The organism is Neorhizobium sp. SOG26, assembly GCF_003491345.1.
In the GTDB taxonomy this organism is placed as follows: Bacteria; Pseudomonadota; Alphaproteobacteria; order Rhizobiales; family Rhizobiaceae; genus Neorhizobium; species Neorhizobium turbinariae.
On record NZ_CP025512.1, the window covers coordinates 169,032 to 194,381 of the forward strand.

Consider the following 25,350-nt stretch of genomic DNA (forward strand, 5'->3'; position numbering starts at 1 on the left):
TGAACTCTATGACCCCTGACCCAACCATGGCTGAACAACGCTCCCTCGAGATCGTCGTGGTCAACCTCGCTCGCTCCACCGAGCGTCGCGTCAAGATGATCGAGACCCTTCAGCCGTTCAGCCTGCCTTATACTTTCTTCGACGCGGTAGAGGGGCGTGACGGTCACCCGCTGTTCGATCGGTTTGATCCAACGCTCGCAGAAACCAGGCGCGGATTCATCCTGAATGCCGGCGAACTGGGCTGCTTTGCGAGCCACTATCTGCTGTGGGAAAGATGCGTTCGCGAGAAGCGACCGCTGCTCATCTTTGAAGATGATGTTTCGGTCAGCAACACATTTCCGCAGGCTTATCAACTGGTGGCGGAAAAAATCGAGCGTTACGGGCTGCTACGGCTCTCTGGCCACAAGAAGCGCAGCTTCCATGTCTGCGAGACAACGCAAGAGGGGATGGACATCATCCGCTTCAAGATCGGTCCGCACGGCACCTCCTGTTATGCCGTGGCGCCTTGGGCGGCGGCGAAGCTCATCGCCAAGGCAGATGTATGGTTCGAGCCGGTTGATGTGCATCTGGACCGGTTCTGGACCCATGGGGTCGGGAGCTTTGGGCTGCGACCGATGCCGGTGACGCATGTGGCGGAAACGGAAGAGCAATCCGAGATCTGGCAGGGCAAGAAGCGCGACCGGAAGTCGCGGCGGTTCCGTAAGCTGAGGGCGCTTTACCGCGCCCGCGACGACATTGGGCGCTTCATCTTCAACCTGCCCTACATCGGACGTTGGGTCGAAGGCTGAGCCGGCAATCGAAGCATGGGGATGGATCCTTGATTGTAACACGCATCATCGGCGGCCTGGGCAACCAGATGTTTCAGTACGCGGCAGGCCGGGCGCTCGCCATCGCCAACCAAGCTCCGCTGAAGCTCGACCTATCGGAGATGGAGAAATACAAGCTCCGCAGTTTTGCTCTCGACCAGTTCAAGATCCAGGCGCAGCCGGCCAAGCCCGCCGAACTGCCCGCGCGGCGGCCGAAAACGCTTATCGATCGTGTTTCGGGAATCTGGAGCCGGCGACCGCACTACGAGCACGTGGTTGAAACAAGAATGACGTTTGACCCGACGGTGCTGCAGCGTCGCGGCGAGATTTACCTGTCCGGCTACTGGCAGAGCGAAAAATATTTCAGCGCAGTGGCGGCAGAGATCCGCTCCGACTTCAACCTAAAGGGTGCGATGAGCGAGATGCGCGAGGGAACGCGAACGCAGATCGTCTCGGAAGCATCGCCGGTGTCTGTTCACGTGCGTCGGGGCGATTATGTCACGAATCCCGCGGCCAATGCTGTGCACGGCACCTGCCCACCGGAATGGTACGACGAGGCCATGCGCCGCATGCAGCAGCGCCACGCGAACGTGACCTTCTTCATCTTTTCCGACGATCAGCAGTGGGCGCGAGAAAACCTGCATTCCGCGAGCCCGATGCACTTTGTTGAACCGCAAGGCGACGGCCGCGACGGCGAGGACATGCATCTGATGGCTGCCTGCCACGACCATATCATCGCCAACAGTTCCTTCAGCTGGTGGGGCGCATGGCTCAACCCGCGCAAGGACAAACACGTGATCGCGCCGCGGCAGTGGTTCAGGGCGCAGGATAAGGATGATCGCGACATCATCCCGGCTTCCTGGGAGCGCCTCTAGCCGCTCACGGTTCTGCTCGAACGGCCTGCCGACAAATCCACGTCAGCTTGTCGGCGACTGGAGGTTGTTCAGGCGGGCGTAAAGGCCGTCCTTGCGCTGGGCGAGCTCCTCATGCGTGCCTTCCTCGACCGCACGGCCTTCGTGCATGACAATGATCTTGTCAGCATTCACCACCGTCGAGAGGCGGTGCGCGATGACAACGACGGTGCGCCCCTGCATCGCCGTATCGAGCGCACGCTGCACCGCGGCTTCCGATTCATTGTCGAGCGCCGAGGTGGCTTCATCAAGCAGCAGGATCGGGGCGTTGCGCACCAGCGCGCGGGCAATCGACAAGCGCTGCCGCTGGCCGCCGGAAAGCGTCATGCCGTTTTCGCCGACGGGGGTTTCGTAGCCCAAAGGCTGTGCCATGATGAAATCATGCGCATGCGCAAGCCGCGCCGCTTCCTCGACCTCGGCATCGGTCGCCTCAGGGCGCCCGTAGCGGATGTTGTCGCGGATCGTGCCTTCGAAAAGATACGGCTGCTGCGTGACATAAGCGAGCGCGTGGCGCAGCGAGGCCTTGGTGACCGTGGCGATGTCCTGGCCATCGATCAGGATCTGGCCTTCGGCCGGGTCATAAAAGCGCGGGATCAACGAGATGATTGTCGATTTGCCGGCACCCGACGGACCGACGAGCGCCGTTGTCTGCCCGCCTTGGGCAACAAGATCGATGCCGCGCAGGATCGGCGTACCTTCGCCATAACCGAAGACAACGCCCTTCAGCTCGATCGTCGCATTGGTCACCACGAGATCCGGCGCATTCGGCTTTTCGCGCTGCAGCGGCTGCATGTCGAGGAGATCGTAGAGCATGCGTGCGTTGACGACGGCACGGTCGATCTGCACCTGCATGCGGGCAAGCCGCCGTGCAGGGTCGTAGGCCATCAGCAGCGCGGTGATGAAGGCGAAGAAGGCGCCCGGCGGCACGTCGTCATAGATGGAACGGAACGCGGCATAACCGATAACGCTGGCGATCGCCGCGCCGGCGAAGGTTTCGGTGAGCGGCGCAGTCCGCTCCGACAGGCGCGCGATGCGGTTGCTCTGGCGTTCGGACGACTCGATGATACGCCGAACCTTGTCCTCGAGCTGCTGTTCCATCGTGAAGGCCTTGACGACGGTAATGCCCTGGATGGTTTCCTGCATGGCGCCGAAGACCTTGCTGCTGACCTCGACCGCTTCGCGGGTGACGCTGCGCACCCGCTGCGACACATAACGCAGCGCGAAAATCAGCGGCGGCGCGACCGCAAAGACGATTAACGAAAGAACCCAATCCTTCGCCACCATCACGGCGATCAGCGAGATCAGGGTCAGAAGGTCGCGCGCCGTGGACGTGACGATGAGGTTGAGGACATCGCGCACGCCGCCGATATTCTGTCCAAGCTGTGCGGCAAGATGGGCGGACCGGGCCTCGGCAAAGAAGCCCACCGACAGCGTCATCAGGTGTCGGAACACGCGTTGCTGGTAACGCGAAACGATGTTGTTGCCGATCTTCGACAGCGTGACCGCCTGACCATAAGTGGCAAGCCCGCGGATCGTAAACGCCGCGAAGATTGCAAAGCAGATCATCAGCACCATGTCGGCGCGCTTGTTGGCGAACGCCTCGTTGACGACCGACTCCATGATCCAGGCAGTGAACGCCGTCGACATGGCAGTCGCGACCAGGCAGAAGATCGCAAAGGCGTAACCACGGATGTGGTCGCGGCCGTTTTCGGCGATCACCCGCTTGAGGACGCTGGTGATCGTCCCGGTATCAACGTGCTGCTTCTTGGTTTTCTTCGAATTCAACAGGGTGTCCAGTGAGAGGAGCAGACCAACTTCGTGCAAGTACAGGCCGTATAAACGCCCCAGCCCGGTTTTTCCAGCGGCGGTACGTGAATAGGGGGAGGGTGTTGCCGTTGGGTTGTGGGTGCCGGGTAGTTGGTCCCGCTCGAGAATCGACGTAGCCCTTCGGTCGGGTTGATGGCGATCAGACACCAACGATGACGCGGCTGCACGCCCGAGCTACAGGACTGGCTCTCAACCCCTCCCGAACTCATCGACGATTCGGATGATGTCGTCTTCGCCAAGGTATGAGCCGGTCTGGACCTCGATCATCTCGAGCATGATCTTTCCAGGGTTAGCAAGCCGGTGGACTTCACCTTGCGGAATGTAGACGCTTTCGTTCTCGCGCACGGTCTGCACCTTGTCGCCGATGGTGACCTCTGCCGTGCCCTTGACGCAGATCCAGTGCTCGGATCGGTGGTGATGCTTCTGGAGCGACAGCTTCTTGCCGGGTGTCACAAAGAGACGCTTCACCTGGAAGCGGTCGCCATTAAGTACCGACGTATAGCCGCCCCAAGGGCGGTAGGAAGTCCGGTGCGTCTCCGTCAGTGACGCTGTGGCGTTGGCCGAGGCAAGGTGCTTGACGAGCTTGCCGACATTCTGGCTGTCGTCGAGGCGCCCAACATAAACGGCATCTTCACTGGCGATGACGGCGACACCTTCGAGGCCTTGCACGGCGAGATGTCCATGCCGCGACATGACCAGCGAGTTTCTGGTGTTGATGAGGGTAGCATTCCCAGTTGCAACATTGCCGGCATCATCGCGCTTTCCGAGCTTCCAAACGGCATCCCAACTGCCGAGATCGGACCAGGCGAAGGAAGCGGGGACGACGGCCGCGTTAGAGGTCTTCTCCATGACGGCGTAGTCAATGGAGATATTGGGGCTTGCGTTGAACGCTTCCGCATCCAGCCGGATGAAGTCGAGATCGCCAGCTGCCTTGGCAACAGCTGCGCGAGCTGCCTGCTCCACCTCCGGCGCCAGGTTTTTCATTTCGGTCAGAAGTTGTTTGACCGGGAACATGAAGATGCCGGAGTTCCAGGCGAAGCCGCCGGATGCGAGCATCGTCTGAGCATCGGCAAGTGCTGGCTTTTCGACAAAACGTTTAACGGCGTGCGCACCGGTTCCCAGCGTGTCGCCGATCTCGATGTAACCATATCCCGTGGCTGGCTCGGTTGGGGTAATGCCAAAGGTGACGAGTTTGCCAGAGCGGGCAGTGTCGCGTGCCGAATCAATGGCCGCGAAATAGACAGGATCAGCGGTGATCTCATGGTCCGACGCCAGCACCTGCATTACGGCATCATCACCAAAACGCTCGGCGACAAAGACGGCGGCAGCGGCAACAGCAGGTGCCGTGTTGCGGGCGACAGGCTCAAGCAGGATGCCGGAGAGGGTGATGCCAAGTTCACGAGCCTGTTCTGCCACCAGGAAGCGGAAGTCTTCATTGGTGATGACGATCGGCGCCTCATAAAGCGCTTTGTCGGACACGCGGGAAAGGGTAGACTGGAAAAGCGTCGTGTCACCAACGAACTGGATGAACTGCTTGGGCGCCGCGGCGCGGGAGAGGGGCCAAAGCCTGGTGCCCTTGCCGCCGGCCATGATCACGGGGACGATCTTGTTGCTCACGTTCACTCTCTCCAGTCCGTCCATTTGTCTTCGATGGATATTGGTGCTGCAGTTCTAGCGCTGTTCATGATCGACCCAGGCTCGGATCAGGGTGAGGCCCTGTCCGAGCAGCGCCTCGGCATCTTGTGCCGTTGCCGCTTCCACATAACAACGCATCTCCGGGGCGTTACCGGAGGGACGCAGAAGGATGATCCGTCCATCCGCCAGTGTTACCCGGAGCCCGTCGATGTCGCTCTTGGAGGCGATGACCCCAAGCGGTGCCAGGAAGGCGGCGAGATGGTTGTCCGAGGCACGCAGATGCGCCATCAGCGCCGCGCTGGTCTCGACGGGGAAGTTCTCCAGCCGGTCAGTTGCCGCATGCGGAAGACTGGAGGAGGCCACGACCTGAGACAGCGGCTTCTTCTCCGATGCCGCGAGCGACAACGTTGCCAGGATCGGCAGAAAGCTGTCGCGCGTCGGCAAAGGCGCAAGCGTGCCGCCTGCGACGCCGAATTCAGATGCCGTCAGCGCACCACCATTGGCCTCGAAACCCGCCACACCAGTCTTGCCTTCGGCGAGAGCTTCGCTCATGCCGGCGATTACAAAGGGAGAGCCAACTTTGGTGCGGATGACGGTAAAGCTACCGGCCTTCTCGATGCCGGAGTTTGACGTCACTGGCGTTACCACCACTTGTGCTCCAAGAAACTGTGCGGTGATCAGGCCAAGCAGGTCTCCCCTCAGCGGCGCACCTGTTTCGTCCGCCACCAGCGGCCGATCGCCATCGCCATCGGCCGACACAATAGCATCCAGCCGATGCTCCTGGGCCCAGCCCTGAAGCAGAGCAATGATTTCTTCTGAGACTGCCTCCGTATCTACGGGGATGAATTCATCTGACCAGCCAAGCGCAACAGCGTCGGCGCCATAGCCTCGGAGCACCTCAACCAGCAGGTCTCGTGCTACGGTCGAATGCTGATACACCCCAACCTTCAAACCAGCGAGGGCGCCGGGCGACAACAGGCTGCGATTGCGGTCCAGGAACAAAGAACGTGCTTCAGCCGCATGATCCGGTGCTTCGCCGGGAGTGGCGTCCACATCAGCCTTGTCCAGCTTTGCGGCAATCGCCGTGATGCCCGCTTCATCCTGCTTGTCTATCTCACCGTCCGGACGGTAGAACTTGATGCCGTTACGATCTGCCGGAATGTGCGAGCCCGTCACCATCAGTGATGCCGCACCGAGCTTCAGGCCATACAGTGCCAACGCTGGCGTGGGGACGGGCCCGCAATCCACAGGTGAAAGTCCGGCGCGTGCCAGCGCCCCAATACATGTAGATGCAATGTCAGGGCTCGACGGACGGAAGTCCCGGCCAACCAGGATTCGGTCGCCCGTTTTGGCCGCACCTGTCTCGATGAGGTGCCGTGCGAACGCCTGTGCATAAAGCGCCGAAGCACGGCCTTGAAGGTCAACAACAAGGCCCCGTAGCCCGCTCGTCCCAAATTTCATGCGCCTCTGCCTTCATGCACAGTAATCTACGGGAGATCATAAGCAACAAAGAGGTTAACGGATGTCTCATAGCCGAGACAACCGGTAACTTAGTGCCGTTTCGACGAGAACTTTATGGAAGAGGAAGTCCGATCGGAAGGCAGGACGTTGTCAAAGGTCTACGGTCAATGTTAGAGCCCACTTCCGCCTATCAACTCGTTCTTCAATGTTCTGAAGATGATATAGAGGTCCAACCAAATCGAAAATTGGAGACATAATAGAGACTGCAGGCAGCAGCAACGCGTCTGAAGCGATCTAAGGTGTGGGGATGAAGGAAAACTGGTGCTGCTAGAGAGATTTGAACTCTCGGCCTCTCCCTTACCAAGGGAGTGCTCTACCCCTGAGCTATAGCAGCATTAGGCGCGGCGGGCGTTGATCCGTCGGCGAGGGGCTATTGCCACAGGTTCGCGGGCAGCGCAAGCTGCAAATTCCAACTTCTTTTCTCGGCTCGCCGCAAAAGCAGCTGCCGCTTTTGTTTCGCATGCTTTTTCGCTAAGGAGGGCCATGGCGAACGAAGACGATTTTCAAGGGTCAGAACAGGCGGAAAATGCCGCAGCGCGGGGCAAACGCGCGCGAAACGCTGCGGCTGTGCGCGAGGCGGAACGCAAGGCGAAGGCCGCAGCCAAGCTTCGTGAAAATCTGATGCGGCGAAAAACGCAGGCACGCGCCCGGCGTGCTGGTGCTGCCGATGAGGCGCAAGGTCTTCCTGCCGCAAAAACGGACGAATCATCCTGATCTGTCTTTTGCGGACAGGTCACCTAATTAGCGGCAAACGGCGGCGGGAACAGAAGCGGCGCCTTTTTGTGCTTTCAGAAGAAAAGTGAGAACGTATGGATCGCATCAGAATTTCCGGCGGCAACCAGCTGAACGGCGTCATCCCGATTTCCGGCGCAAAAAACGCCGCCCTGCCGCTGATGATTGCGTCCCTTCTGACGAGCGACACGCTGACGCTGGAAAACGTGCCGCATCTGGCAGACGTCGAGCAACTGATGCGCATCCTCGGCAACCATGGGGTCGATATTGCCGTCAACGGACGTCGCGAGCGCCAGGAAGAGGGTTATTCACGCACCATCAACTTCACCTGCCGCACCATCGTCGATACCACCGCGCCATACGAGCTCGTTTCGAAGATGCGCGCAAGCTTCTGGGTCATCGGCCCGCTTCTCGCCCGCGAGGGACGTGCACGGGTGTCGTTGCCGGGTGGCTGTGCGATCGGTACGCGCCCGGTCGACCTGTTTCTCGATGGCCTGCAGGCGCTCGGCGCCAACCTTGAGGTCGATGGTGGTTATGTGACCGCCACCGCGCCGCAGGGCGGGCTCGTCGGTGCGCGTTATGTGTTCCCGAAGGTGTCCGTTGGTGCGACGCATGTCATGCTGATGGCGGCGACGCTCGCCAAGGGCACGACGGTGATCGAAAACGCCGCGCGCGAGCCCGAGATCGTTGATCTTGCAAAATGCCTCACCGCCATGGGCGCCCGGATCTCCGGCGCCGGCACCAGCACGATCACGGTCGAAGGCGTGACGTCGCTTTCGGGCGCCCGCCACCGCGTCCTGCCGGACCGCATCGAAACCGGCACCTATGCCATGGCGGTGGCCATGGCCGGCGGCGATGTGGTGCTGGAAGGTACGGAAGCTGCGCTCCTCGACAACGCGCTCGAGACGCTGCGCATGGCCGGCGCCGAAATCACCGAAACGTCAACCGGCCTGCGCGTCGTGCGCAATGGCAACGGCATCCAGCCGGTCGATGTCACGACCGAACCGTTCCCGGGCTTCCCGACGGACCTGCAGGCGCAGTTCATGGCGCTGATGACGCGCTCGTCGGGCGTTTCCAATATCACCGAAACCATCTTCGAAAACCGCTTCATGCACGTGCAGGAACTGGCGCGTCTTGGCGCCCGGATCTCGCTTTCCGGCCAGACCGCGCGCGTTGAAGGCGTACCGCGGCTGCGCGGCGCACCGGTCATGGCGACCGACCTGCGTGCCTCGGTATCGCTGGTCATTGCTGGTCTCGCGGCCGAAGGCGAAACCATGGTGAACCGCGTCTACCACCTGGACCGCGGTTTTGAGCGCCTGGAAGAAAAGCTCAATCGCTGCGGAGCCGTGGTCGAGCGCGTCAGCGACTGACCCACAGACACTCCTCGCGATGTGATGAGGGACGATAGGGTTCACGCCTTGTCGTCCCTTTTTTCTTGCCTATCTCCAGTCAAGGGTCTCATCCTCTTCGACACAATCTCAAACATCTCCTGGAGCTGCCCCATGGCTGATCTCTCTTCCCCTGTCTGGTTCATCACCGGCTGTTCGACCGGCTTTGGACGTGAACTGGCAAAGGCAACGCTTGATCGCGGCTGGCCGACCATCGTGACGGCGCGTGACAAGGGCCGCGTTGCCGACCTCGCAGAAGGGCGCGATCATGCTCTGGCGCTTGATCTCAATGTTACGGATGCCGGCCAGATCGCCGCGGCCGTGAAGGCGGCAGAGGAACAGTTCGGGCGGGTCGATGTGCTGGTGAACAATGCCGGTTACGGCTACCAGGCTTCCATCGAGGAGGGTGAGGAAGCCGAAATCCGCGCCATGTTCGATGCCAATGTCTTCGGCCTGTTTGCCATGACGCGCGCCGTACTGCCGGGCATGCGCAGCCGTCGCCGTGGGCACATCCTCAACATCACCTCCATGGCGGGCTTCATGGGCCTGCCAAGCTCCGGATATTACGCTGCCACGAAGCATGCGGTGGAAGGTTTCTCCGATGCGCTGGCACTGGAAGGTGCGCCGCTTGGGATCAAGGTCACCTGCGTGGCACCGGGCCCCTTCCGCACAGACTGGGCGGGCCGGTCGCTCAAGCAGACGCCAAACCGCGTCGAGGATTATGCGCAGACCGCCGGTGCACGCATGGCGACCACGGCAGGCTACAGCGGCAAACAGCCGGGTGATCCGGCACGGGCAGCCGAGGCGATGATTGCGGCAACCGAGGCGGCCGAGGCACCGCGCCACCTCGTGCTGGGTGCGATCGCCTATGACAATGTCACCAAGAAGCTTGGCGAACGGCTGTCGCAGATCAAGGCATGGGAAGAAACCAGCCGCTCTGCCGATTTTCCCGACTAAGCACGACATCCGAGGGCGTGGATAAAAAACCGGCTGAGGAAATGATTTTCTAGCCGGTTCAATGCTTTAGCATTTTGGAGACACTAAAACGTCCACCGGGTTGAAGCTTCCGGCATACTGATCACGTCATCGGATGGGAACCGGGTTCGCGAACCGGCCTCCTCCTCGGGTTCTGAGAAGCCGGTTCCGACGATGGTCGTGAAGGGTGTTCGGAGGGCTCGGAAATCCTCCCTTCACCTGGAACGGTCGGGGCAGGCAAAAATGCTTGACCACATACCCGGAATGCCATGCCTGCCTCGTCCCAGCTTCACCCCCGCCGGATACTCCCCTCCGGCGGGGGCAGAGCCGCGTGGGCAGTGGCCCTATGGCACAGCCGGTTCCTGTCACAGTTGCCTCGGGCACTTCGGCATCCTATCTCAGGGCCTGACCCTCCGCGCCAGCTGCGCACCATGAATGGACCACGAACGCGATGACCGAGCTTAAACTGCTTGCCCTTGATACCGATGACCTGGGCATTGTTTCCGCCCATATGCAGGATGCCGTCTTCAAGATGGGCGATGTGCGCTGGTCAGCCCCTGAGCGTACCTTGTCGCTCGCCGCCAACCGGTTCGTCTGGGAAGAAGCCGGCAAGCGCCGCAAGTCTTATGAACGTCGCCGCGCCGCGCTCGTCTTCAAGCGGGTGGAAGCCGTCCGCTCCACCGGCATCAACCGCAATCGCAAGGAGGAGGTCCTGTCGCTGCTGGCCATCACCTTCAGCCAGAAGGGGGAGGGGCCCGAGGGAACGGTGGAACTGGTGCTCTCCGGCAACGCCACCATTGCGCTAGATGTCGAATGCATTGAAGTTGCTCTTGCAGATGTCGGCGGGGCGTGGGAAACGGCATCAAAGCCCCGCCACCCATAGGCGATCATGCCCCGGCGGATGGTATCGTAGTCTGACTGGGAAGGAATATCCGCTTGGCAATCTGGCTGGAGCAGGCATCGCAGGATTTCGAGGCAAGGTTCAGCGCCTTCCTTTCGACAAAGCGTGAGGTTTCGGAAGATGTGAACGCCGTGGTGCGCGCCATCATCGATGATGTGCGAGCCCGGGGTGACGCAGCCCTGATCGATTATTCGAAGCGGTTCGATGGCATCGACCTGGCCGAGGTCGGCATCCAGGTCACTGACGCCGAGATCGATGCAGCTGTCGCCGCGACCGACCCGAAGGTCTTCGACGCGCTGAAGCTTGCTGCCGAACGCATCGAGCGGCACCACGCCCGGCAGATGCCGAAGGACGACATCTACGAAGACGCGATCGGCGTTGGGCTTGGTTCCCGCTGGACCGCCATTGAAGCGGTCGGCCTCTATGTCCCGGGCGGCACCGCAAGTTATCCAAGCTCCGTTCTGATGAACGCGATGCCGGCCAGGGTTGCCGGCGTGCCGCGCCTCGTCATGGTCGTGCCCGCAGGCGGCGGCGCAATCAATCCCGCGGTGCTGGCTGCGGCGCGCATTGCCGGCATCACCGAGATCTACCGCATCGGTGGCGCGCAGGCCGTAGCAGCTCTTGCCTATGGAACCGAGACCATCGCCCCGGTCGCCAAGATCGTCGGCCCGGGCAATGCTTACGTGGCGGCAGCCAAGCGGCATGTTTTCGGCACCGTCGGCATCGACATGATTGCCGGACCATCGGAAGTGCTGGTCATCGCCGACAAGGACAACAATCCGGATTGGCTGGCGGCTGACCTGCTGGCGCAGGCGGAACATGATGCCGGCGCCCAGTCGATCCTCGTCACGGATGATGCCGAACTCGGTCGCGCGGTGGAGGCTGCCGTCGAGCGGCAGCTGAAGACCCTGTCGCGCTCTGAAACGGCAGCCGCCAGCTGGCGGGATTTCGGCGCCATCATCCTCGTGCCGGACCTCCAGGCCTCGCTGCCACTTGCCAACCGCATTGCCGCCGAACACCTGGAGCTTGCAGTCGCCGATCCCGATGCGCTGCTTGCCGGCATCCGCAATGCTGGTGCGATCTTCATCGGTCGCCATACGCCGGAAGTGATCGGCGATTATGTCGGCGGCTCCAACCACGTGCTGCCGACGGCGCGCTCGGCACGCTTCTCCTCCGGTCTCTCGACGCTCGATTTCGTCAAGCGCACCTCGATCCTGCGGCTTGGGCCTGAGCAATTGCGCCAGCTCGCGCCTGCCGCGATCACCCTTGCCAATTCGGAAGGGCTTGATGCGCATGCCCGCTCGGTTGCAATCCGCCTGAACCTCAGCCCCACCGGCGACGGGGACTGATCGCCATGGCGGGAGGAGACTACCGGCTGTGCGACGTTGTGCTCGACGACTCCATCGGTCGCTCGACGCCCGATGTGGAGCATGAGCGGGCGGTCGCGATCTTCGATCTCGTCGAGGAGAACTCCTTCCAGCCCGCTGGCCATCCCGGCGGTCCTTATCGGCTGAAGCTTTCGCTGGTCGACTCCAAGCTGATGCTCGGCATCACCACCGAAGACGGCCAGGATGTCGCGACTCACATCCTTTCGCTCACGCCCTTCCGGCGGATCATCAAGGACTACTTCATGATCTGCGAAAGCTATTATGAAGCGATCCGCTCCTCGACGCCGAGCCGCATCGAGGCAATCGACATGGGCCGGCGCGGTATCCACAACGAAGGCTCACAGACCCTGATGGACCGGCTGAACGGCAAGATCACGGTGGACTTCGATACGGCCCGCCGGCTCTTCACGCTCGTCTGCGTGCTCTACTGGCGCGGGTAACCATGGGCGAGGAGGAAAAGCCGGCAGCCAAACCGTCGATCGGCATCCCCCATTCGATCCTCTTCATGTGCGGCTGGAACTCGATCCGCTCGCCGATGGCGGAAGCCATTGCAAAACGGCTGCTGAAGCCCGATATCTACATCCAGTCGGCCGGCGTGCGCTCCGGCGAACGGGATCCTTTCGTGGATGCGGTGCTGGATGAGGTTGGCCTGTCGATCGGCCGCCATCAACCGCGAACGCTGGATGACCTGGAAGACGACTTCTTCGACCTGATCGTAACCCTCACTCCCGAGGCGCATCACGCAGCGCTCGAGCTGACCCGAACGAGCCCGGTCGATGTGGTCTACTGGCCGACGATGGACCCCACCGCGACCACCGGAACGCGCGAGCAGGTGCTCGATGCTTATCGTGAGGTTCGCGAGCATCTCTGGAAGCTGATCGACAAGCGCATGAAGCCTATTCGCCGCCACTCGGCGGAGGGCGCTTGAAAGACATGAGAATCGTTTTAATTGCACGGTTCACAAAGGAGGCATCTTTGTGTAGTTTCCGCGCACATTTTCCGGGCCGGCTGGACCAAGCTGCTGCCCGTCCCAACCCACAGAAAGAAAACCACTAGATGGCTAAAGAAGAAGTCCTTGAATTTCCAGGCACTGTCACCGAACTCCTGCCGAACGCAACCTTTCGCGTAAAGCTGGAAAACGAGCACGAGATCATCGCTCATACGGCTGGCCGCATGCGCAAGAACCGCATCCGCGTTCTCGCTGGCGACAAGGTCCTGGTCGAAATGACGCCCTACGACCTGACCAAGGGCCGCATCACCTACCGCTTCAAGTAATCTCGCACAGGCGGCAGCACCTTTCCATGGCGCTTGAACAAAAGCTGATATTGGCCTCCGGTTCGCCGCGCCGCCTCGATCTTCTCAATCAGGCAGGCATTACGCCGGCGCGCTTGATGCCGATGGACATTGACGAAACGCCGAAGCGTTCCGAACACCCGCGTTCGCTGGCACGCCGGCTTTCGACGGAAAAGGCGGAAGCAGCCTATGCCCTGGTGAAGGGCGATCCAGCCTGGCGCCACAGCTATATCCTGTCGGCCGATACCGTGGTTGCCGTCGGCCGCCGCATCCTGGAGAAGACGGAATATACCGAAGAGGCGTCTGCTGCGCTGAACCTGCTCTCCGGCCGCGGCCACTGGGTATATACCGGCGTCTGCCTCGTTACCCCGGGCGGCCAGTTCCGCCAGAAGATCGTCGAGACCAAGGTGCGCTTCAAGCGGCTTTCGGTGCGCGAGATCGACAACTACATTGCGTCCGGCGAATGGCGTGGCAAGGCTGGCGCCTATGCCATCCAGGGCATTGCCGGGGCCTTCGTGCAGAAACTCGTCGGATCCTATTCCAACGTCGTCGGGCTGCCGCTTTACGAGGTCACCTCGTTGCTGGCGGGCGAAGGCTTCGACGTCGCCGCGGCTTGGCCGCAGGGCTGAGCGCCCTTACATAAGCAAAACTGAAGAACCGGCCACTTTCCTCTCATCAAGGAGTGCTTGGGCACATGACATCTGAACCCATCAAGGCCGGCGGCAAGGTCGAGCCGCTTCGCAAGACCCGACCATGCCCGGAATGCGGCAAGCCATCCGCGCGTGAACACTATCCCTTCTGCTCCGACCGTTGCCGCACGCTGGACCTGTCGCGCTGGCTGAAAGGCTCGTATGCCATTCCCGTGGCCGATGACGAAGCCAAGGCTGACGGCACGGACGACCGCGAATAGAGTTACCGGAGCTGGCCGCGCCGCCAGCCAGCCTCATTCGGGCGTTTGACCGTCTTCCACAGCCTCAAGGCCGTCTTGGGCCTCTGTTTTTACTCGATAATTTTGGAATCGTCTTTTCCCTGCAAAAAAGTCCACGCAACCGCTGGACATGGCCGAACAAGATGTTATAACCCCGCTCGCTTCCGGGGGAGACACCCCCGCCGGTTTTAACCGGAGGCCGCAAGGCCCAGATGCCCGGATAGCTCAGTTGGTAGAGCAGCGGATTGAAAATCCGCGTGTCGGTGGTTCAAATCCGCCTCCGGGCACCATTTTTTCAAAGAGATGCAGCAAGTGGCGAATTCGATCTGTCCGTCGATGCCTCGGTGTTGCAACCTTTCCGCGCGATTTCGCTTGCTTTCTCGTTCCTTCCGTAGAGCCTCGGCACGTCCACGTGACGAGCGAACCGAGAAATGATCTGTTTGAAGGCTTTGAGGTTGCCACCGGTACTGGAATATTAGCCTAGCTCAAGCCCCCATCTCGCACATCCTCTAACTCAATCGTAGATAAATATTAGGCACCGCTCAGCAACTTTTCGGAAACTATGTCACCCTACGACTGGCAGCACCCGTCATGCGCTGCTTAGTCAATGAGTTCATATAATTCCATTACCCGCGACCTGATCGACCTCTGGCTTCAGTCGGATAGAGCCACCACGCCGGAGAGCCTGTATAACGGGATCCTCGGGCGACTGAGCATCAAGATGGCGCTGTCGGTGGTCACCACCGCCGCCGACAGTCCGTATGACTGGCGGTTTCGCCGGGTGAGGGACTTTGGCTTCAAGAGCCACCTGCTCAACCGGCTGAAGGAACAGTTTCCGGATGCGCCACTGCGCGATCACGACCGCAGCTTCATCGAAACCTCCATCATCCCGGCCTATTCGAGGGTGCTGGAGGTAGGGCGGCCGACCCTTGAGCTCGTCCGGACCAAGGTCATGGGCGTCAGCATCGGCTACGAACGCCTCGTCCTGCCACAAAAGTCTGACGACAAACCCGCCTGGTGCATCAGTCTGGTCGAGGGGCGCTTTTTTGTGTCGCCGATCCAGGACGCCAAGACAGACATCACCGACGACAACATCATCCAGCTTCTCATCGAAGGGCAGACCACCAAGGAGATCGGTGACCTGCTGCAGCTTTCGCCACGCACGATCGAGCACCGCATAGACCGGCTCAAGACGCGGTTCGAAGCCCGCAACCTCGTGCATCTGGTGGCAAAGCTCGTCGCCAACCAGGTTGGTCGCAAGGACAGGGAGACCGCCTGAACCGCTTTGGGCAGGCGGTGATCCTTACCGGTAGGCGTCGTTGTTGCTCTTGCCGGGTTTGGCGGGATCGATGGCATAACGCCGACCTTCGGGTACGGCGATCGACAGGAAATTTTCCGACAGCTCCTTCAGCCGTGCGCGCATGGTCTCGCCCTTTACCGGGCGGCCGTGGCCGGTGATGATCACCTCCGGCTCGAGTGAAGCCAGCAGCGCCACCGATCGTTCCGCCTCGTCCCAATCCGGCGTCAGGTACCGCGGCGGCCCATGCATTTCCGGTTTCTGGGTGAGCACTTCATACACCGATTCCTGGCCGGTGGTGACGATGGCATCGCCGGCAATCAGTGTGCGGTCGCTTTCGCGCCAGAGCGAGATGTGCCCGGGCGCGTGCCCCGGCGTATGAAGCCATTTCCAACCCGGCATTTCGGGCACGCCCTGGTCGGCAGGCAGCGCCTTCAGCCTGTTGCCGACATCGAAGGGCGAACGCGGGAAAAGCGGGGAAAGCAGCGCCATGGCGCCGCCGCCGACCATCGGGTCGGCCGGCGGGTATGACGCCTGGCCGTTGAGGTACGGAAACTCCACCGGATGCGCGTAGACCGGCACGTCCCAGTGCTGCGCCAGTGCCTCGAGCGACCCTGCGTGGTCGAAGTGGCCATGCGTCATGATGATGGCCGATGGCCGCGAGGCGCGCCCGAAGCGGCTTTCGGCGGCTTCGATGATTGCGCTCTTTGAGGTCGGCAGGCCCGCATCGATCAGCACCCAGTCGCTGCCGCGGGCCGGATCGCCGTAAAAGATCACGTTGACGATCGACAGGCGCTTGTAGGCAAGGTCGGGTGCGAACACCATCGTGCCGGAGCCGGCCTCTGTCACCGGAGCAAGATCGCTGTCGTCGAGCGAAAGCTGAACCGTCATGAAATTCTCCTTTGTCGCATGTGCGGCAAACCTGCTCGTCACGGCAAAGTTCCTGAGACTTTGGCTGAGCTCGGCAGGAACCAAGCTAGCCCGCCGGGGTTGGGACCGCATCTGACGACGCACCAAGGAGGCGATGATGGCAGATCCGAAGGACAAGGACCCGGCGGAAGGTTCGCGCGAAACGATCGACAAGGAACTGGCCCGCCAGGGCAACGGCAACCACAAGCCGGATGGCGGCGACAAGGCAGGCCAGAAGAGCCCGGCACAACCACGCTCATGAGCTAGAACGGAGTGACGGAGGCCGATCGGCCTTGTCACGTTCCTTCTGTCAGCGCTTGAGCCCGCGCCGGGCTTCCACCGTCTGGATCGCGCTGATCGCCGTTGATTGGTCGCGGCCAAAGGCCCTGCCGACATCGGCATAGGAAAGCCCGAACTTTTCGCGGATCTCCCACATGATCAGCCGGCGCGCCTCCACAACCGGTTTGAGCGCATTCTTGCCGATGACCTCACGGTAGGGAATGTGGAGTTCGGCACAGCGCTGCTTCAGGTACAGCACCTCCGGCCTCACCAGCCGGTTGGCCAGATGCAGCTGGTAGGCGCGCACATGCGCATCAAAGGCAATCTGCGCCGTCTTCCAGAGCGGTGGGCGGTCCATCACCTCGATCTGTGGCTTGGAAAGGCGCGCCTTGCAGGCGGCACGGGCGAATTTCTGCTGCCGCAGCCGATGCGCCTGGCGCAGCTGGGCCTGGTAGGGTGTCAAAACGGGAGCTTGAAGCGTCATATCGTAAACAGCAACCATCATCCTCGCGAGTTTCCTCGCGGAACACGTTCAAAGTCGTGAAAACAAAGACACGGAGAACCGATGCACGAGGAGGTGCCAAGGGTTTCGCTGTGCGTGTGGACGATCCAGCCGCAGGGGCAAAGGCCCCGTGATCGCATCCTCTAGATGTGGATTCGGAGCCCTCATTTCAAGCTTCGCGAAGCGCGGGAAGCACCTCGCGGGCCATGAACTGGATGAAGCCTTCCTGGTCGCGCGAGACGTTATGGATGTAGAGCTCGCCAAAACCGCAGGGGCGGTATTCCTCGATTACCGCCAGCAGCTCGTCTCCCTTGGTAATCAGCGGCATGACATCCTCCATCTGCTCCGGCGGCACGTCCTCCGTCGCCTTGTCGAAATCCTCCGGCCGGCGCAGATCCGCCAGCTTGTCGGGGGTGGCGGCGGCATTGCGCCATTGCTGCCAGGCAATCTGCCGGGCCTCGTCGCGGGTGGCCGCCCAGGAGAGCTGCAGCTGCAGCGCCATCGGCTTGCCCGCGCCGCCATTGTTGCGGAAGGCCGCCACCATCTCCATCAACTCATCTTTGGGTCTGCGGATGGTGATCAATCCGTCAGCCCAGGTGCCGAGCCAGGCCGCCGTCTTCGCGGTCAGCGCGGCACCAAAGAGGGCCGGCGGCTGCGGCGGCAGCGACCACAGCTTGGCCTCATCCACGTCGAACCACGGATGATGCGCCGTTACCGTTTCACCGCGCAGCAGGTCACGGATGATGCCGGCCGCCGTCTTCAGGCGCTCGTTGCGTTCTTCCTTCTCCGGCCAGCCTTCACCAACGACCATCTCGTTCAAAGCTTCGCCGCTGCCAAGCGCGATCCACGGCACGCGCCCGGGAAACATCTCGGAGAGTGTTGCGATGAGGTGGGCGAGCACGGTGGGGTGATAACGCCAGCCACCGGGAATGGCGAGGCTGCCGAATGGGATCTCGGATGTCTGCGCCAAGGCAGCGCCGAGCCAGGCCCAGTTGTTGCCGGAGTTTGCCTGCCGCACGCTCCAAGGTGCGATATGGTCGGAGGTCATGACCGCACCGAAGCCGCCGTCTTCGGCCGCCTTGGCGTAACGAAGGAGCTCGCTCGGCGTAAACTGCTCGTGGGATGCGTGGTAACCGATGATCATCTTGTGTCCTGCGGTGAAGGGAGGTGCTGTTTCGATGGTGGGGGAGACGGGTGGCCGGGAACCGTGCGTTGGGTGAAGAAGACATGGCCGGAAAGCGGAGCAGCCTTCAGCGCCGCATCATCCATGCCTTCGAAGGCCGTGGTGATGTAAAGCGTGCGCAGATCCTCGCCACCAAAGGCGCAGCTCGTCACATTCGGAGCCGGGACCGCGATCTCATCGATCCTTGCGCCGCGCGGCGAGAACACCTGGACACAGGAGCCGCCGAAGATCACGGCATAGACATTGCCGTCGGCATCGCTGGTGAGCCCGTCCGGGTTCGCCTCGCCCAGGTTGACGAAGACGCGCTTGTGATCGGCCACGCCGGTTTGAACGTCGTAGTCATATTGCCAGATGATGCCGCGGCTGGTGTCGGCATGGTACATGACCGCACCGTCAGGGCTCCATGCCTTGCCGTTGGCGTTCTTGTAGCCGCCCTCGATTTCCGACAGGCCGTGCTTGCCAAGACGATAAAGTGCGGCGGTCTCCGAAGGCTCGTTCGACGTGTTGATCGTGCCGGCCCAGAGCCGCCCGTCCGGATCACATTTGCCGTCGTTCAGCCGGTGGCCTTCCGGCAGGTTGAGCGTGGCAAGCGGCGTCTCCTGCCCGGTAGCCCAATCAAGCAGCGCGATGGCATCGGCCAGGCCGGCGAGCAGCGTGGCCTCGTCAATCGGAAACACGAAGCTCACGGGCAGGCGTGTGCTGATGCTCTGGAGGTCGCGACCCAGAGCATTGCAGGAATGGATCTGCTGGCCATTGATGTCGACCCAGAACAGGCGCGAGGTGATCGCGTCCCAGAACATGCCTTCGCCGAGCCGGCAGCGGGGCAGGTCGAGATTGAGAGGTTGAGCTTGGGCCATTCCGTTCCTCGTGCGCGCCCCGGTCGTCGCCGGCGCGTCCGGAGAAACCCTTTGCGTCGTGCGTGGTTCCACCGGCAGTTCGCTCCAGGTGGCACCTTAGCGGAACTTCCCGAACCGGGTGCGGGTTACACGACACCACCCAACAGAAAGGTATTGCATGACAAGGCAGACCCCGGCGAAGGCGCTGGAGCGGTTCGAGGCGCTGTCGCCGGTGGACCCGGCGCAAATGGTCGGCCTATGGCGCGGCACGGGGCTGCCGACAGGGCATCCGCTGGATGGCGTGCTGGAAAATCTCGGCTGGTTCGGCAAGCGGTTCACCGCGGATGGCCGTGCCGATGCGCTGCTTTTCACTGCCGGCGAGCGGCGCCTTGTGCCTGTCGATCCCAAATATGTGCCGCTTCGCCTGGCGATGCGCCTGTCCGGTTTCGGGCGCACCGGCGCTGCACGCAACCTGTTCAGTCACCTGAAGCTCAGGTTCCGGGCAGAAGAAACGGTCGCTTCGGTGAAGACGCTGGCCTTCCGCGGCATGCTGAGCGCCGCGATGGTCTATGACAAGCAGCCGATCATCGATCATTTCCGGCTGATCGACGACAACCGGCTGATGGGCGTCATGACGATCGAATGGGACGAGCGGCTCTACTTCTTCGAACTGGCACGCGTGGAAGACGCAGGTGCCGCAACACCGCAACCCGTGACAAATCCTGAGCCGTGAGCCATCTACAGGCTATGAACCCTGCCTTTTTCGACAGACGCGCGGTGGACGTGGCGCGTGACCTCATCGGTGCCGGCCTGGATATGGCGGGCGCCGGCGGCGTCATCGTGGAAACGGAAGCCTACGAACCGGATGATCCTGCCTCGCACAGCTTTCGTGGCCCGAGCGCCCGCAACGCCGTGATGTTCGGCCCGGCCGGCCATGCTTATGTCTATCGCTCCTACGGCATCCACTGGTGCCTGAACTTCGTCTGCAAGCCCGGCAGCGCGGTGCTGATCCGCGCTCTTCACCCGATCCGGGGACTGGAGGAAATGGAGCGGCGAAGGGGCCTGGCGGACCCGGTTCTCCTCTGTTCGGGGCCGGGGCGGCTGTGCCAGGCGCTCGGCATCACCATCGAACACAATGGTTTGCCGCTGTTCGAGCCACCGTTCGCGCTTTCGCCACCTGAGGCCGAACCGATCGTCGTCACCGGCCGCCGCATCGGCATCAGCAAGGTGGTCGACCTGCCATGGCGGTTCGGTCTTTCCGGCTCCGTCCACATCAGCCGCAAGTTCACCGGCAAGGGTGGGCTGGCGCCGCAAGATGCCGCGCCCGGGTCCTGATTGGCTTTAGTCCTCGTACCTGCGCCCGAGCAGGGTGAGAAGGCCGTAGGTCGCAAGGCCAAGCAGGATGCCGCCGGCGCCGAGCAGCAGCGCATAGGACATGATGTTGTCCGACAGCCAGTTTGCGGCGATCAGCCGGATGTTCTCAAACGACATCGGCTGCGTCGGCATGAAGCGGAAGCGGCTGACGGCAACCGTCTCCGGCTCCTTGTCCGGCCCGGCATAAGCGATGATCCGCCCGGCGAGCTTGTCCCATTCCTGCCGGCTCGACAGCGCCTGCATGCCTTCCGCAAGCGACGTCGAATCCGGCGCGATCAGCGCGGTCCAGGTGCCGACATCGGTCGGGTCGCTTTCCTGCGCGATGATCATCTTGGCGTCCTTCGACGGCTTGTAAGCCTCGTCCGCTTCCGGTGCGAAGCGCAGCATCGAAAGGCTGAGGTCGAAGTTCTCCTTGACCCAGTCGCTCAGCGCCTCAAACTGGCGGCGGAAGAAATTGCCGCCGGTCAGCTGCTGCCAGTCCTGCAGCGTCACGGATGATCCGGAAGAGGTCGTGGTGGGCGTGCCGGCCGGGCTCCAGCTGCTGCGGCTTTCCTGGTCGATGTTCAGCTGGGTCAGGATGTTTGTCGGCATTTCGGATACCGCGCCGACGAAGATCGCGCCACTGCCGGCAATGCGGGCGGCCGAAATGGTTACGTCCACCGGGATGACGTGGTGCGAGGCAACCGCCATCTTGCCGAGGAAAGTGGCTGCGGCTGAGAGCGAGTTTTCTTCGATACGTCCGAGGAAAAGCGAAACCGGGTTCGGGCTCGTCCGGTAAGGGAAGCCCGTACCGGCCGTTGCGGCGAGGTTCGGAACCTGGGCGATGCGGGCAAAATCCGGCATCCGGAATTGCGATGTGCCGAAGAGCGCAAAGCGCGGCTTGTTGTCGGCCGTGGAGCCCGGCGCGCAAACCTGGTCCTGCTCGGTGCGCAGCGATGCCTCGATGGTGATCGTGTTCACGCCCGGCTTGAAATGGCGCAGGGTGAGCTTGATCGGCAGGTGCCGAAGCACCGCACCGCCCGACGACGTGACCGGCACGGTGGAGGCGAGATTGCCGTTGACGATGACGTCGATATGGCTGCCCGGCTCGACGGCGCCGGAATAGGCGGCGTCGAGCAGGATGCGCGCCTCGCCGTAGGCCGTGGCATAGAAGTCCGCCGGCACGCCGATCGTGAAGCTGGTGCGGAACAGGCGTCCGCCGAACTCCTGGCTCTCGATTCCAAGCTGTGAGAAATCGAGCTGCGCCTTGGAGAACAGGAACGGCGTCTCGACGCCACGCCAGGATTGGGTCGCGAGCGTATCGCGCCGTTGCGTGGTGCTGCCGTTGGTGGAGGCGACGAAGCTGTCGACCAAACCTTCCAGTGCCGGCCAGGTTGGGCCGGAGAGGATCAAGGCAGAGGATCCGTCGGAGCCCGGGTAATCGAGGAAGCTTGCGACAGCCGCGTTGGCGGCGGCAGACGTCAGTGCGGGAAGCAGGCCCTGCAACTCGTCATGCGTGCCGACAAAGATCGGCAATTCGCCCGGCTGCGGCAGGGCGCTTGGGGCTTTCTCGAAGATGAAGGACTGGTTGGGCATGTTGCCCATCAGCGCCAGGCCTTGGGCCAGTCGCATCAGCACGTCTGTCGAGCCCAGCTGATCAAGCGCCGGGACAATCAGCCGGAAGCGCGTGTTGCCGGCGGGGTCGACGCCGAGCGCCCGGATGTCATCCAGCCGCGAGAACCGACGCATGTCCGGTGCCTCGAAGGAAAGATAGGTGCGGGTCGGGTCGATGTCGGTCCAGAGCTCGAAGGTCGATTCGATGGTGCAATCGGTGCGGTGCCGCTGGTCAGCGCGCAATTGAATGATGTTGGCGCCGGCCTTCAGCGTTCCGGCGGGCACGGTCACGACCTGGTCGCCCACCTGGTCGGTGAAGGCGATTGGGTTGTCGAGGATCGGCACGTCATTGATGGTGACGTTGAGCCGTGAGATCTCCGGCGCGACAACGATGGCGTTCTGGTAGCCAAGATGCAGCTTGGCGGGCGAGGCTGCTTGTTCCGGCGTGAGATAGACCGACCACGACCGCCGGGCGCTCTCGCCGGAGAGACGCAGGCTTTTCTCCGGCACGAGATAACGCCGGCCGGCTGCCGTCTTCGCTGCCTCGGCTTCCTCAGGCTTCTGCTGGTCTGCCTGCCGCGGAGCGTCCTGTTGTGCGGGTGTCGCCGGCGACACTGGCTGCGGCGCAGGCTGCGTCAACTGCGGTAATATTGGTGCGGGAGCTGGAGCGGCCGGCGGAGGAGCGGGGTTTGCCGGAGTTGCAGGTTGCGCCGGCTGCGCCGGTTGCGCGGTAACGGGTGGCTGGACCGCAGGCGAGGCGTCGGAGCCGCCTTCCGGGTTCATGTTGAACGGCGCAGGCGCCTGCGCGGTCGCGATGCCGGCGGAAAGAACGAAGACGAGGGCGGCGAGAATGTTTTTCATGGCCACCTCCCTATCGCCGCGACGCTGCAGCGCTGTCACGCGAGGTGTTGCGCACGAGATAGGAAAGTCCGCGCCCGGTCTGGTAGATCGCCAGGCCCAAGAACCAGATCGTGCCGCCGATGATGCCCGGGTTGTGGCGCCGGGAAATCTGGAATTGCGTCCACTGCGCGGAATTCGCAAAAATCAGGTCAGCGATCAGCCGGTGGTCCGTCGCCTTCTGCGGCTTGTAGCGACAGCCGATCGTCGTGACGTCGCCGACGGTGTCGAAGTTGCGGATCTCCACCGGCAGGTCGCTCACGGGCAGGTCGCTGTAAGGCTGGAAGCGCAGCGTCCCGAGCTTCTCGACGGAGATGCCCTGGAAGCCTTCGGTATAGACCTGGACCGCAGTGCCGTTGGCCGACACGTCCTCGATGGTCGCGGTAAACCAGCGACCGTCGATGCCGAACTCGCAGCGACGGCTGACCTTCACGCGCCGCGACGACTGGCGCTCACCGCGTTCGGAAACGACGCCAAGTGCGCAGCCGGCGAGGATGATATTGAGCAGGTTCCAGCCGCCGACGACCAGCGTCACGTCTGCCTTGTAGGGTTCGGAATAGACGCGGTAGACGCTGATCGCAAAGGCGACCAGCAGCACGAAGAAGATCACGAAGAAGGGTCGGCTGATTTCCGACAAGCGGCTGACCGAGACGGATTCGTCCTTGGCCGTCACCTTGAAGGTGGGCTTGCGCGGGTTGAGCATCACCGACACGACGGCGGGAAGCAGGTGAACCGTCTGGACGTATTCATAGAGCTCGGAGATCCACGGCCAGCGGAACGACCCATAGAGGTAGTTCTGCATCATCAGGTTCACGACCATGTAGGCCAGCGAATAGACGAGGAACTCTCCACCCGAGGAGGTGAAGATCTGCAGGTCGAAGAACAGGTAGAAGAGCGGCGCGAACAGGAAGATCGTGCGCGGGAAGGGGAAGAGCCAGAACAACGTCGATGACATGTAGCAAAGACGCTGCGGGAAAGAGAGGCCGCGCTTCAACGGCGGGAAGCGGAAGCGCAGGATCTGCATCATGCCTTGCGCCCAGCGGCTGCGCTGGCCGATGAAGCTTGCGAAGGTGGCAGGCTGCAGACCGGCGATCAGCGGCCGGTCGAGGTAGATGCTGTGCCAGCCGCGGCTGTGCAGATCAAGCGCGGTTTCGCAGTCTTCGGTGATGCTGACGCCCGAGAAGCCGTTCGACACGTCAAGCGCCTTGCGGTTCAACACCGCTGCCGAGCCGCAGAAGAAGGCGGCGTCCCATTTGTCGAGACCGCGCTGGATGATGCCGTAGAACATCTCGTTCTCGCTTGGCATCTTTTCGAAAGTGCGCAGGTTCCGCTCGACCGGGTCCGGGTTCAGGAAGAAGTGCGGTGTCTGGACGAGGAAAAGCTTCGGGTCGTCTGCGAAGAAGCCGACCGTTTCCAGAAGGAAGTCGCGCGCCGGTGCGTGGTCTGCATCGAAGACGGCGACGAGATCGCCGGTCGAATGCTTCAGGCCATTGTTGAGGTTGCCGGCCTTGGCGTGCTCGTTCTTGTCGCGGGTGAGGTAATTGACGCCGAGGTCCTTGCACAGCAGCTTCAGCGAATTGTGCCGCTGTTCGGCGGCGCGGGCATCGAGCACGTTGGCAGACTTGCGCTTCTGCAGCGTGCCGCCGTCATCAAGCAGCCAGACGGTGAGCTTTTCCGGCGGGTAATCGAGATTGCGGGCGGCTGCGAGCGTGTTGGCGAGCAGGCCTTCGTCTTCATTATAGGTCGGAACGAATACGTCGACCGTCGGCAGATCGTGATCCTGGCGTTTGGTATAGGGCGGTCGCGGCGGCAGCGGCATAGCCACCACGAAGAGGCTCAAGGCCAGCATCAGCACGCTGTACATCTCGGCGAGGTAGACGAGCAGGCCGGGAATGAAGTTCTCGAGCTGGTTCACCGGCGGCAGGGTGCTGGTGGTGCGCCAATAGACATAACGCAGGATCATCGCTGAACCGAAGGCAAGCGCCACGAGGCGCCACTTTCCTTCCGCCTTCAGCACGCGGATGATCGCCATGACACCGACAACGAGCAGGCTTGCGATCAACTGCGTCCGCGTGTTGATGGGAAGCGTTACGAGGGTGATGATCAGTACACTCGCAAGCGCCCAGACAACCGCGGAAAGAAAGACTCGCATGCTTTACTCGTTTTTATTGCTGC

General features: G+C 62.1%; 25 protein-coding genes and 2 tRNA genes. 17 read left to right on the top strand and 10 right to left on the bottom strand.

Features of this window, described 5'->3' with window-relative positions; translation table 11 throughout:
• Positions 1-26 precede the first annotated feature (26 nt).
• Together CYG48_RS00820 and CYG48_RS00825 are read left to right on the top strand one after the other, a co-directional pair.
• Positions 27-788: a glycosyltransferase family 25 protein gene (locus tag CYG48_RS00820; protein WP_199925173.1), complete on the top strand. Its 762-nt coding sequence runs from the start codon at positions 27-29 to the stop codon at positions 786-788.
• Between the two features lie 29 nt (positions 789-817).
• Positions 818-1,681: an alpha-1,2-fucosyltransferase gene (locus tag CYG48_RS00825; RefSeq protein ID WP_118848652.1), complete on the top strand. Its 864-nt coding sequence runs from the start codon at positions 818-820 to the stop codon at positions 1,679-1,681.
• A 42-nt stretch (positions 1,682-1,723) separates the two neighbouring features.
• On the opposite strand, the gene CYG48_RS00830 is transcribed toward CYG48_RS00825, so the two are convergent.
• From CYG48_RS00830 to CYG48_RS00840, 4 genes are all read right to left on the bottom strand, one after another.
• A complete protein-coding gene (locus tag CYG48_RS00830) occupies positions 1,724-3,502 on the bottom strand; it encodes an ABC transporter ATP-binding protein (RefSeq protein ID WP_118851409.1) in 1,779 nt (592 codons plus the stop codon).
• A gap of 231 nt (positions 3,503-3,733) precedes the next feature.
• A complete protein-coding gene (locus CYG48_RS22335; RefSeq protein WP_199925174.1) occupies positions 3,734-5,161 on the bottom strand; it encodes a mannose-1-phosphate guanylyltransferase/mannose-6-phosphate isomerase in 1,428 nt (475 codons plus the stop codon).
• A 54-nt stretch (positions 5,162-5,215) separates the two neighbouring features.
• Entirely contained in the window at positions 5,216-6,640 is a 1,425-nt protein-coding gene (locus tag CYG48_RS22340; RefSeq protein WP_199925175.1) for a phosphomannomutase, read from the bottom strand.
• Between the two features lie 319 nt (positions 6,641-6,959).
• Positions 6,960-7,034, bottom strand: a tRNA-Thr gene (locus CYG48_RS00840).
• A gap of 149 nt (positions 7,035-7,183) precedes the next feature.
• Between CYG48_RS00840 and CYG48_RS00845 the strand changes: the two genes are divergently transcribed.
• From CYG48_RS00845 to CYG48_RS00900, 12 genes are all read left to right on the top strand, one after another.
• Positions 7,184-7,414 carry a hypothetical protein gene (locus CYG48_RS00845; RefSeq protein WP_118848653.1) on the top strand — a complete coding sequence of 77 codons (231 nt, stop codon included), beginning with the start codon at positions 7,184-7,186 and terminating at the stop codon, positions 7,412-7,414.
• A 95-nt stretch (positions 7,415-7,509) separates the two neighbouring features.
• A complete protein-coding gene (murA, locus tag CYG48_RS00850) occupies positions 7,510-8,802 on the top strand; it encodes a UDP-N-acetylglucosamine 1-carboxyvinyltransferase (protein WP_118848654.1) in 1,293 nt (430 codons plus the stop codon).
• 132 nt (positions 8,803-8,934) lie between these two features.
• On the top strand, positions 8,935-9,777 hold the full coding sequence (locus CYG48_RS00855) for an oxidoreductase (RefSeq protein WP_118848655.1): 843 nt from the start codon (positions 8,935-8,937) through the stop codon (positions 9,775-9,777).
• A gap of 469 nt (positions 9,778-10,246) precedes the next feature.
• The gene (locus CYG48_RS00860; RefSeq protein WP_118848656.1) at positions 10,247-10,678 is read left to right on the top strand and encodes a DUF2948 family protein; all 432 of its coding nucleotides are present in this window, start codon (positions 10,247-10,249) and stop codon (positions 10,676-10,678) included.
• A 53-nt stretch (positions 10,679-10,731) separates the two neighbouring features.
• Positions 10,732-12,045, top strand: coding sequence for a histidinol dehydrogenase (hisD, locus tag CYG48_RS00865; RefSeq protein WP_118848657.1), 1,314 nt, complete (start codon positions 10,732-10,734; stop codon positions 12,043-12,045).
• A 5-nt stretch (positions 12,046-12,050) separates the two neighbouring features.
• Complete coding sequence (locus CYG48_RS00870) at positions 12,051-12,524, top strand: UPF0262 family protein (RefSeq protein WP_118848658.1); 474 nt, start codon at positions 12,051-12,053, stop codon at positions 12,522-12,524.
• 65 nt (positions 12,525-12,589) lie between these two features.
• Entirely contained in the window at positions 12,590-13,012 is a 423-nt protein-coding gene (locus CYG48_RS00875) for an arsenate-mycothiol transferase ArsC (protein ID WP_118851410.1), read from the top strand.
• A gap of 128 nt (positions 13,013-13,140) precedes the next feature.
• On the top strand, positions 13,141-13,359 hold the full coding sequence (gene infA, locus CYG48_RS00880) for a translation initiation factor IF-1 (RefSeq protein WP_069060068.1): 219 nt from the start codon (positions 13,141-13,143) through the stop codon (positions 13,357-13,359).
• A gap of 26 nt (positions 13,360-13,385) precedes the next feature.
• Positions 13,386-14,006: a Maf-like protein gene (locus tag CYG48_RS00885; protein WP_118848659.1), complete on the top strand. Its 621-nt coding sequence runs from the start codon at positions 13,386-13,388 to the stop codon at positions 14,004-14,006.
• A gap of 65 nt (positions 14,007-14,071) precedes the next feature.
• Entirely contained in the window at positions 14,072-14,287 is a 216-nt protein-coding gene (gene yacG / locus CYG48_RS00890) for a DNA gyrase inhibitor YacG (protein ID WP_118848660.1), read from the top strand.
• Positions 14,288-14,519: 232 nt separating this feature from the next.
• Positions 14,520-14,595, top strand: a tRNA-Phe gene (locus CYG48_RS00895).
• 317 nt (positions 14,596-14,912) lie between these two features.
• Positions 14,913-15,584: a helix-turn-helix domain-containing protein gene (locus tag CYG48_RS00900; RefSeq protein WP_118848661.1), complete on the top strand. Its 672-nt coding sequence runs from the start codon at positions 14,913-14,915 to the stop codon at positions 15,582-15,584.
• 24 nt (positions 15,585-15,608) lie between these two features.
• Here the strand turns inward: CYG48_RS00900 and CYG48_RS00905 are convergent, their stop codons facing one another.
• Positions 15,609-16,493: an MBL fold metallo-hydrolase gene (locus tag CYG48_RS00905; RefSeq protein WP_118848662.1), complete on the bottom strand. Its 885-nt coding sequence runs from the start codon at positions 16,491-16,493 to the stop codon at positions 15,609-15,611.
• A gap of 136 nt (positions 16,494-16,629) precedes the next feature.
• On the opposite strand from CYG48_RS00905, the gene CYG48_RS22345 reads away from it, so the two are divergent.
• The gene (locus CYG48_RS22345) at positions 16,630-16,773 is read left to right on the top strand and encodes a hypothetical protein (protein WP_199925176.1); all 144 of its coding nucleotides are present in this window, start codon (positions 16,630-16,632) and stop codon (positions 16,771-16,773) included.
• A 48-nt stretch (positions 16,774-16,821) separates the two neighbouring features.
• Here the strand turns inward: CYG48_RS22345 and CYG48_RS00910 are convergent, their stop codons facing one another.
• The 3 genes from CYG48_RS00910 to CYG48_RS00920 form a co-directional block, all read right to left on the bottom strand.
• Positions 16,822-17,295 carry a helix-turn-helix domain-containing protein gene (locus CYG48_RS00910; RefSeq protein ID WP_118848663.1) on the bottom strand — a complete coding sequence of 158 codons (474 nt, stop codon included), beginning with the start codon at positions 17,293-17,295 and terminating at the stop codon, positions 16,822-16,824.
• Between the two features lie 166 nt (positions 17,296-17,461).
• Positions 17,462-18,436, bottom strand: a complete 975-nt coding sequence (locus CYG48_RS00915) for a TIGR03885 family FMN-dependent LLM class oxidoreductase (RefSeq protein ID WP_118848664.1) — start codon at positions 18,434-18,436, stop codon at positions 17,462-17,464.
• On the bottom strand, positions 18,433-19,332 hold the full coding sequence (locus tag CYG48_RS00920; RefSeq protein WP_118848665.1) for an SMP-30/gluconolactonase/LRE family protein: 900 nt from the start codon (positions 19,330-19,332) through the stop codon (positions 18,433-18,435). Before CYG48_RS00920 ends, CYG48_RS00915 begins: the two co-directional genes overlap by 4 nt.
• 157 nt (positions 19,333-19,489) lie before the next feature.
• Between CYG48_RS00920 and CYG48_RS00925 the strand changes: the two genes are divergently transcribed.
• Positions 19,490-20,044 carry a DUF4334 domain-containing protein gene (locus CYG48_RS00925; protein ID WP_118848666.1) on the top strand — a complete coding sequence of 185 codons (555 nt, stop codon included), beginning with the start codon at positions 19,490-19,492 and terminating at the stop codon, positions 20,042-20,044.
• A gap of 14 nt (positions 20,045-20,058) precedes the next feature.
• Entirely contained in the window at positions 20,059-20,646 is a 588-nt protein-coding gene (locus CYG48_RS00930; protein ID WP_118848667.1) for a DNA-3-methyladenine glycosylase, read from the top strand.
• A gap of 6 nt (positions 20,647-20,652) precedes the next feature.
• On the opposite strand, the gene CYG48_RS00935 is transcribed toward CYG48_RS00930, so the two are convergent.
• Complete coding sequence (locus CYG48_RS00935) at positions 20,653-23,139, bottom strand: cellulose biosynthesis cyclic di-GMP-binding regulatory protein BcsB (protein WP_118848668.1); 2,487 nt, start codon at positions 23,137-23,139, stop codon at positions 20,653-20,655.
• A gap of 10 nt (positions 23,140-23,149) precedes the next feature.
• Positions 23,150-25,327 carry a UDP-forming cellulose synthase catalytic subunit gene (gene bcsA / locus CYG48_RS00940; protein ID WP_118848669.1) on the bottom strand — a complete coding sequence of 726 codons (2,178 nt, stop codon included), beginning with the start codon at positions 25,325-25,327 and terminating at the stop codon, positions 23,150-23,152.
• Positions 25,328-25,350 lie beyond the last annotated feature (23 nt).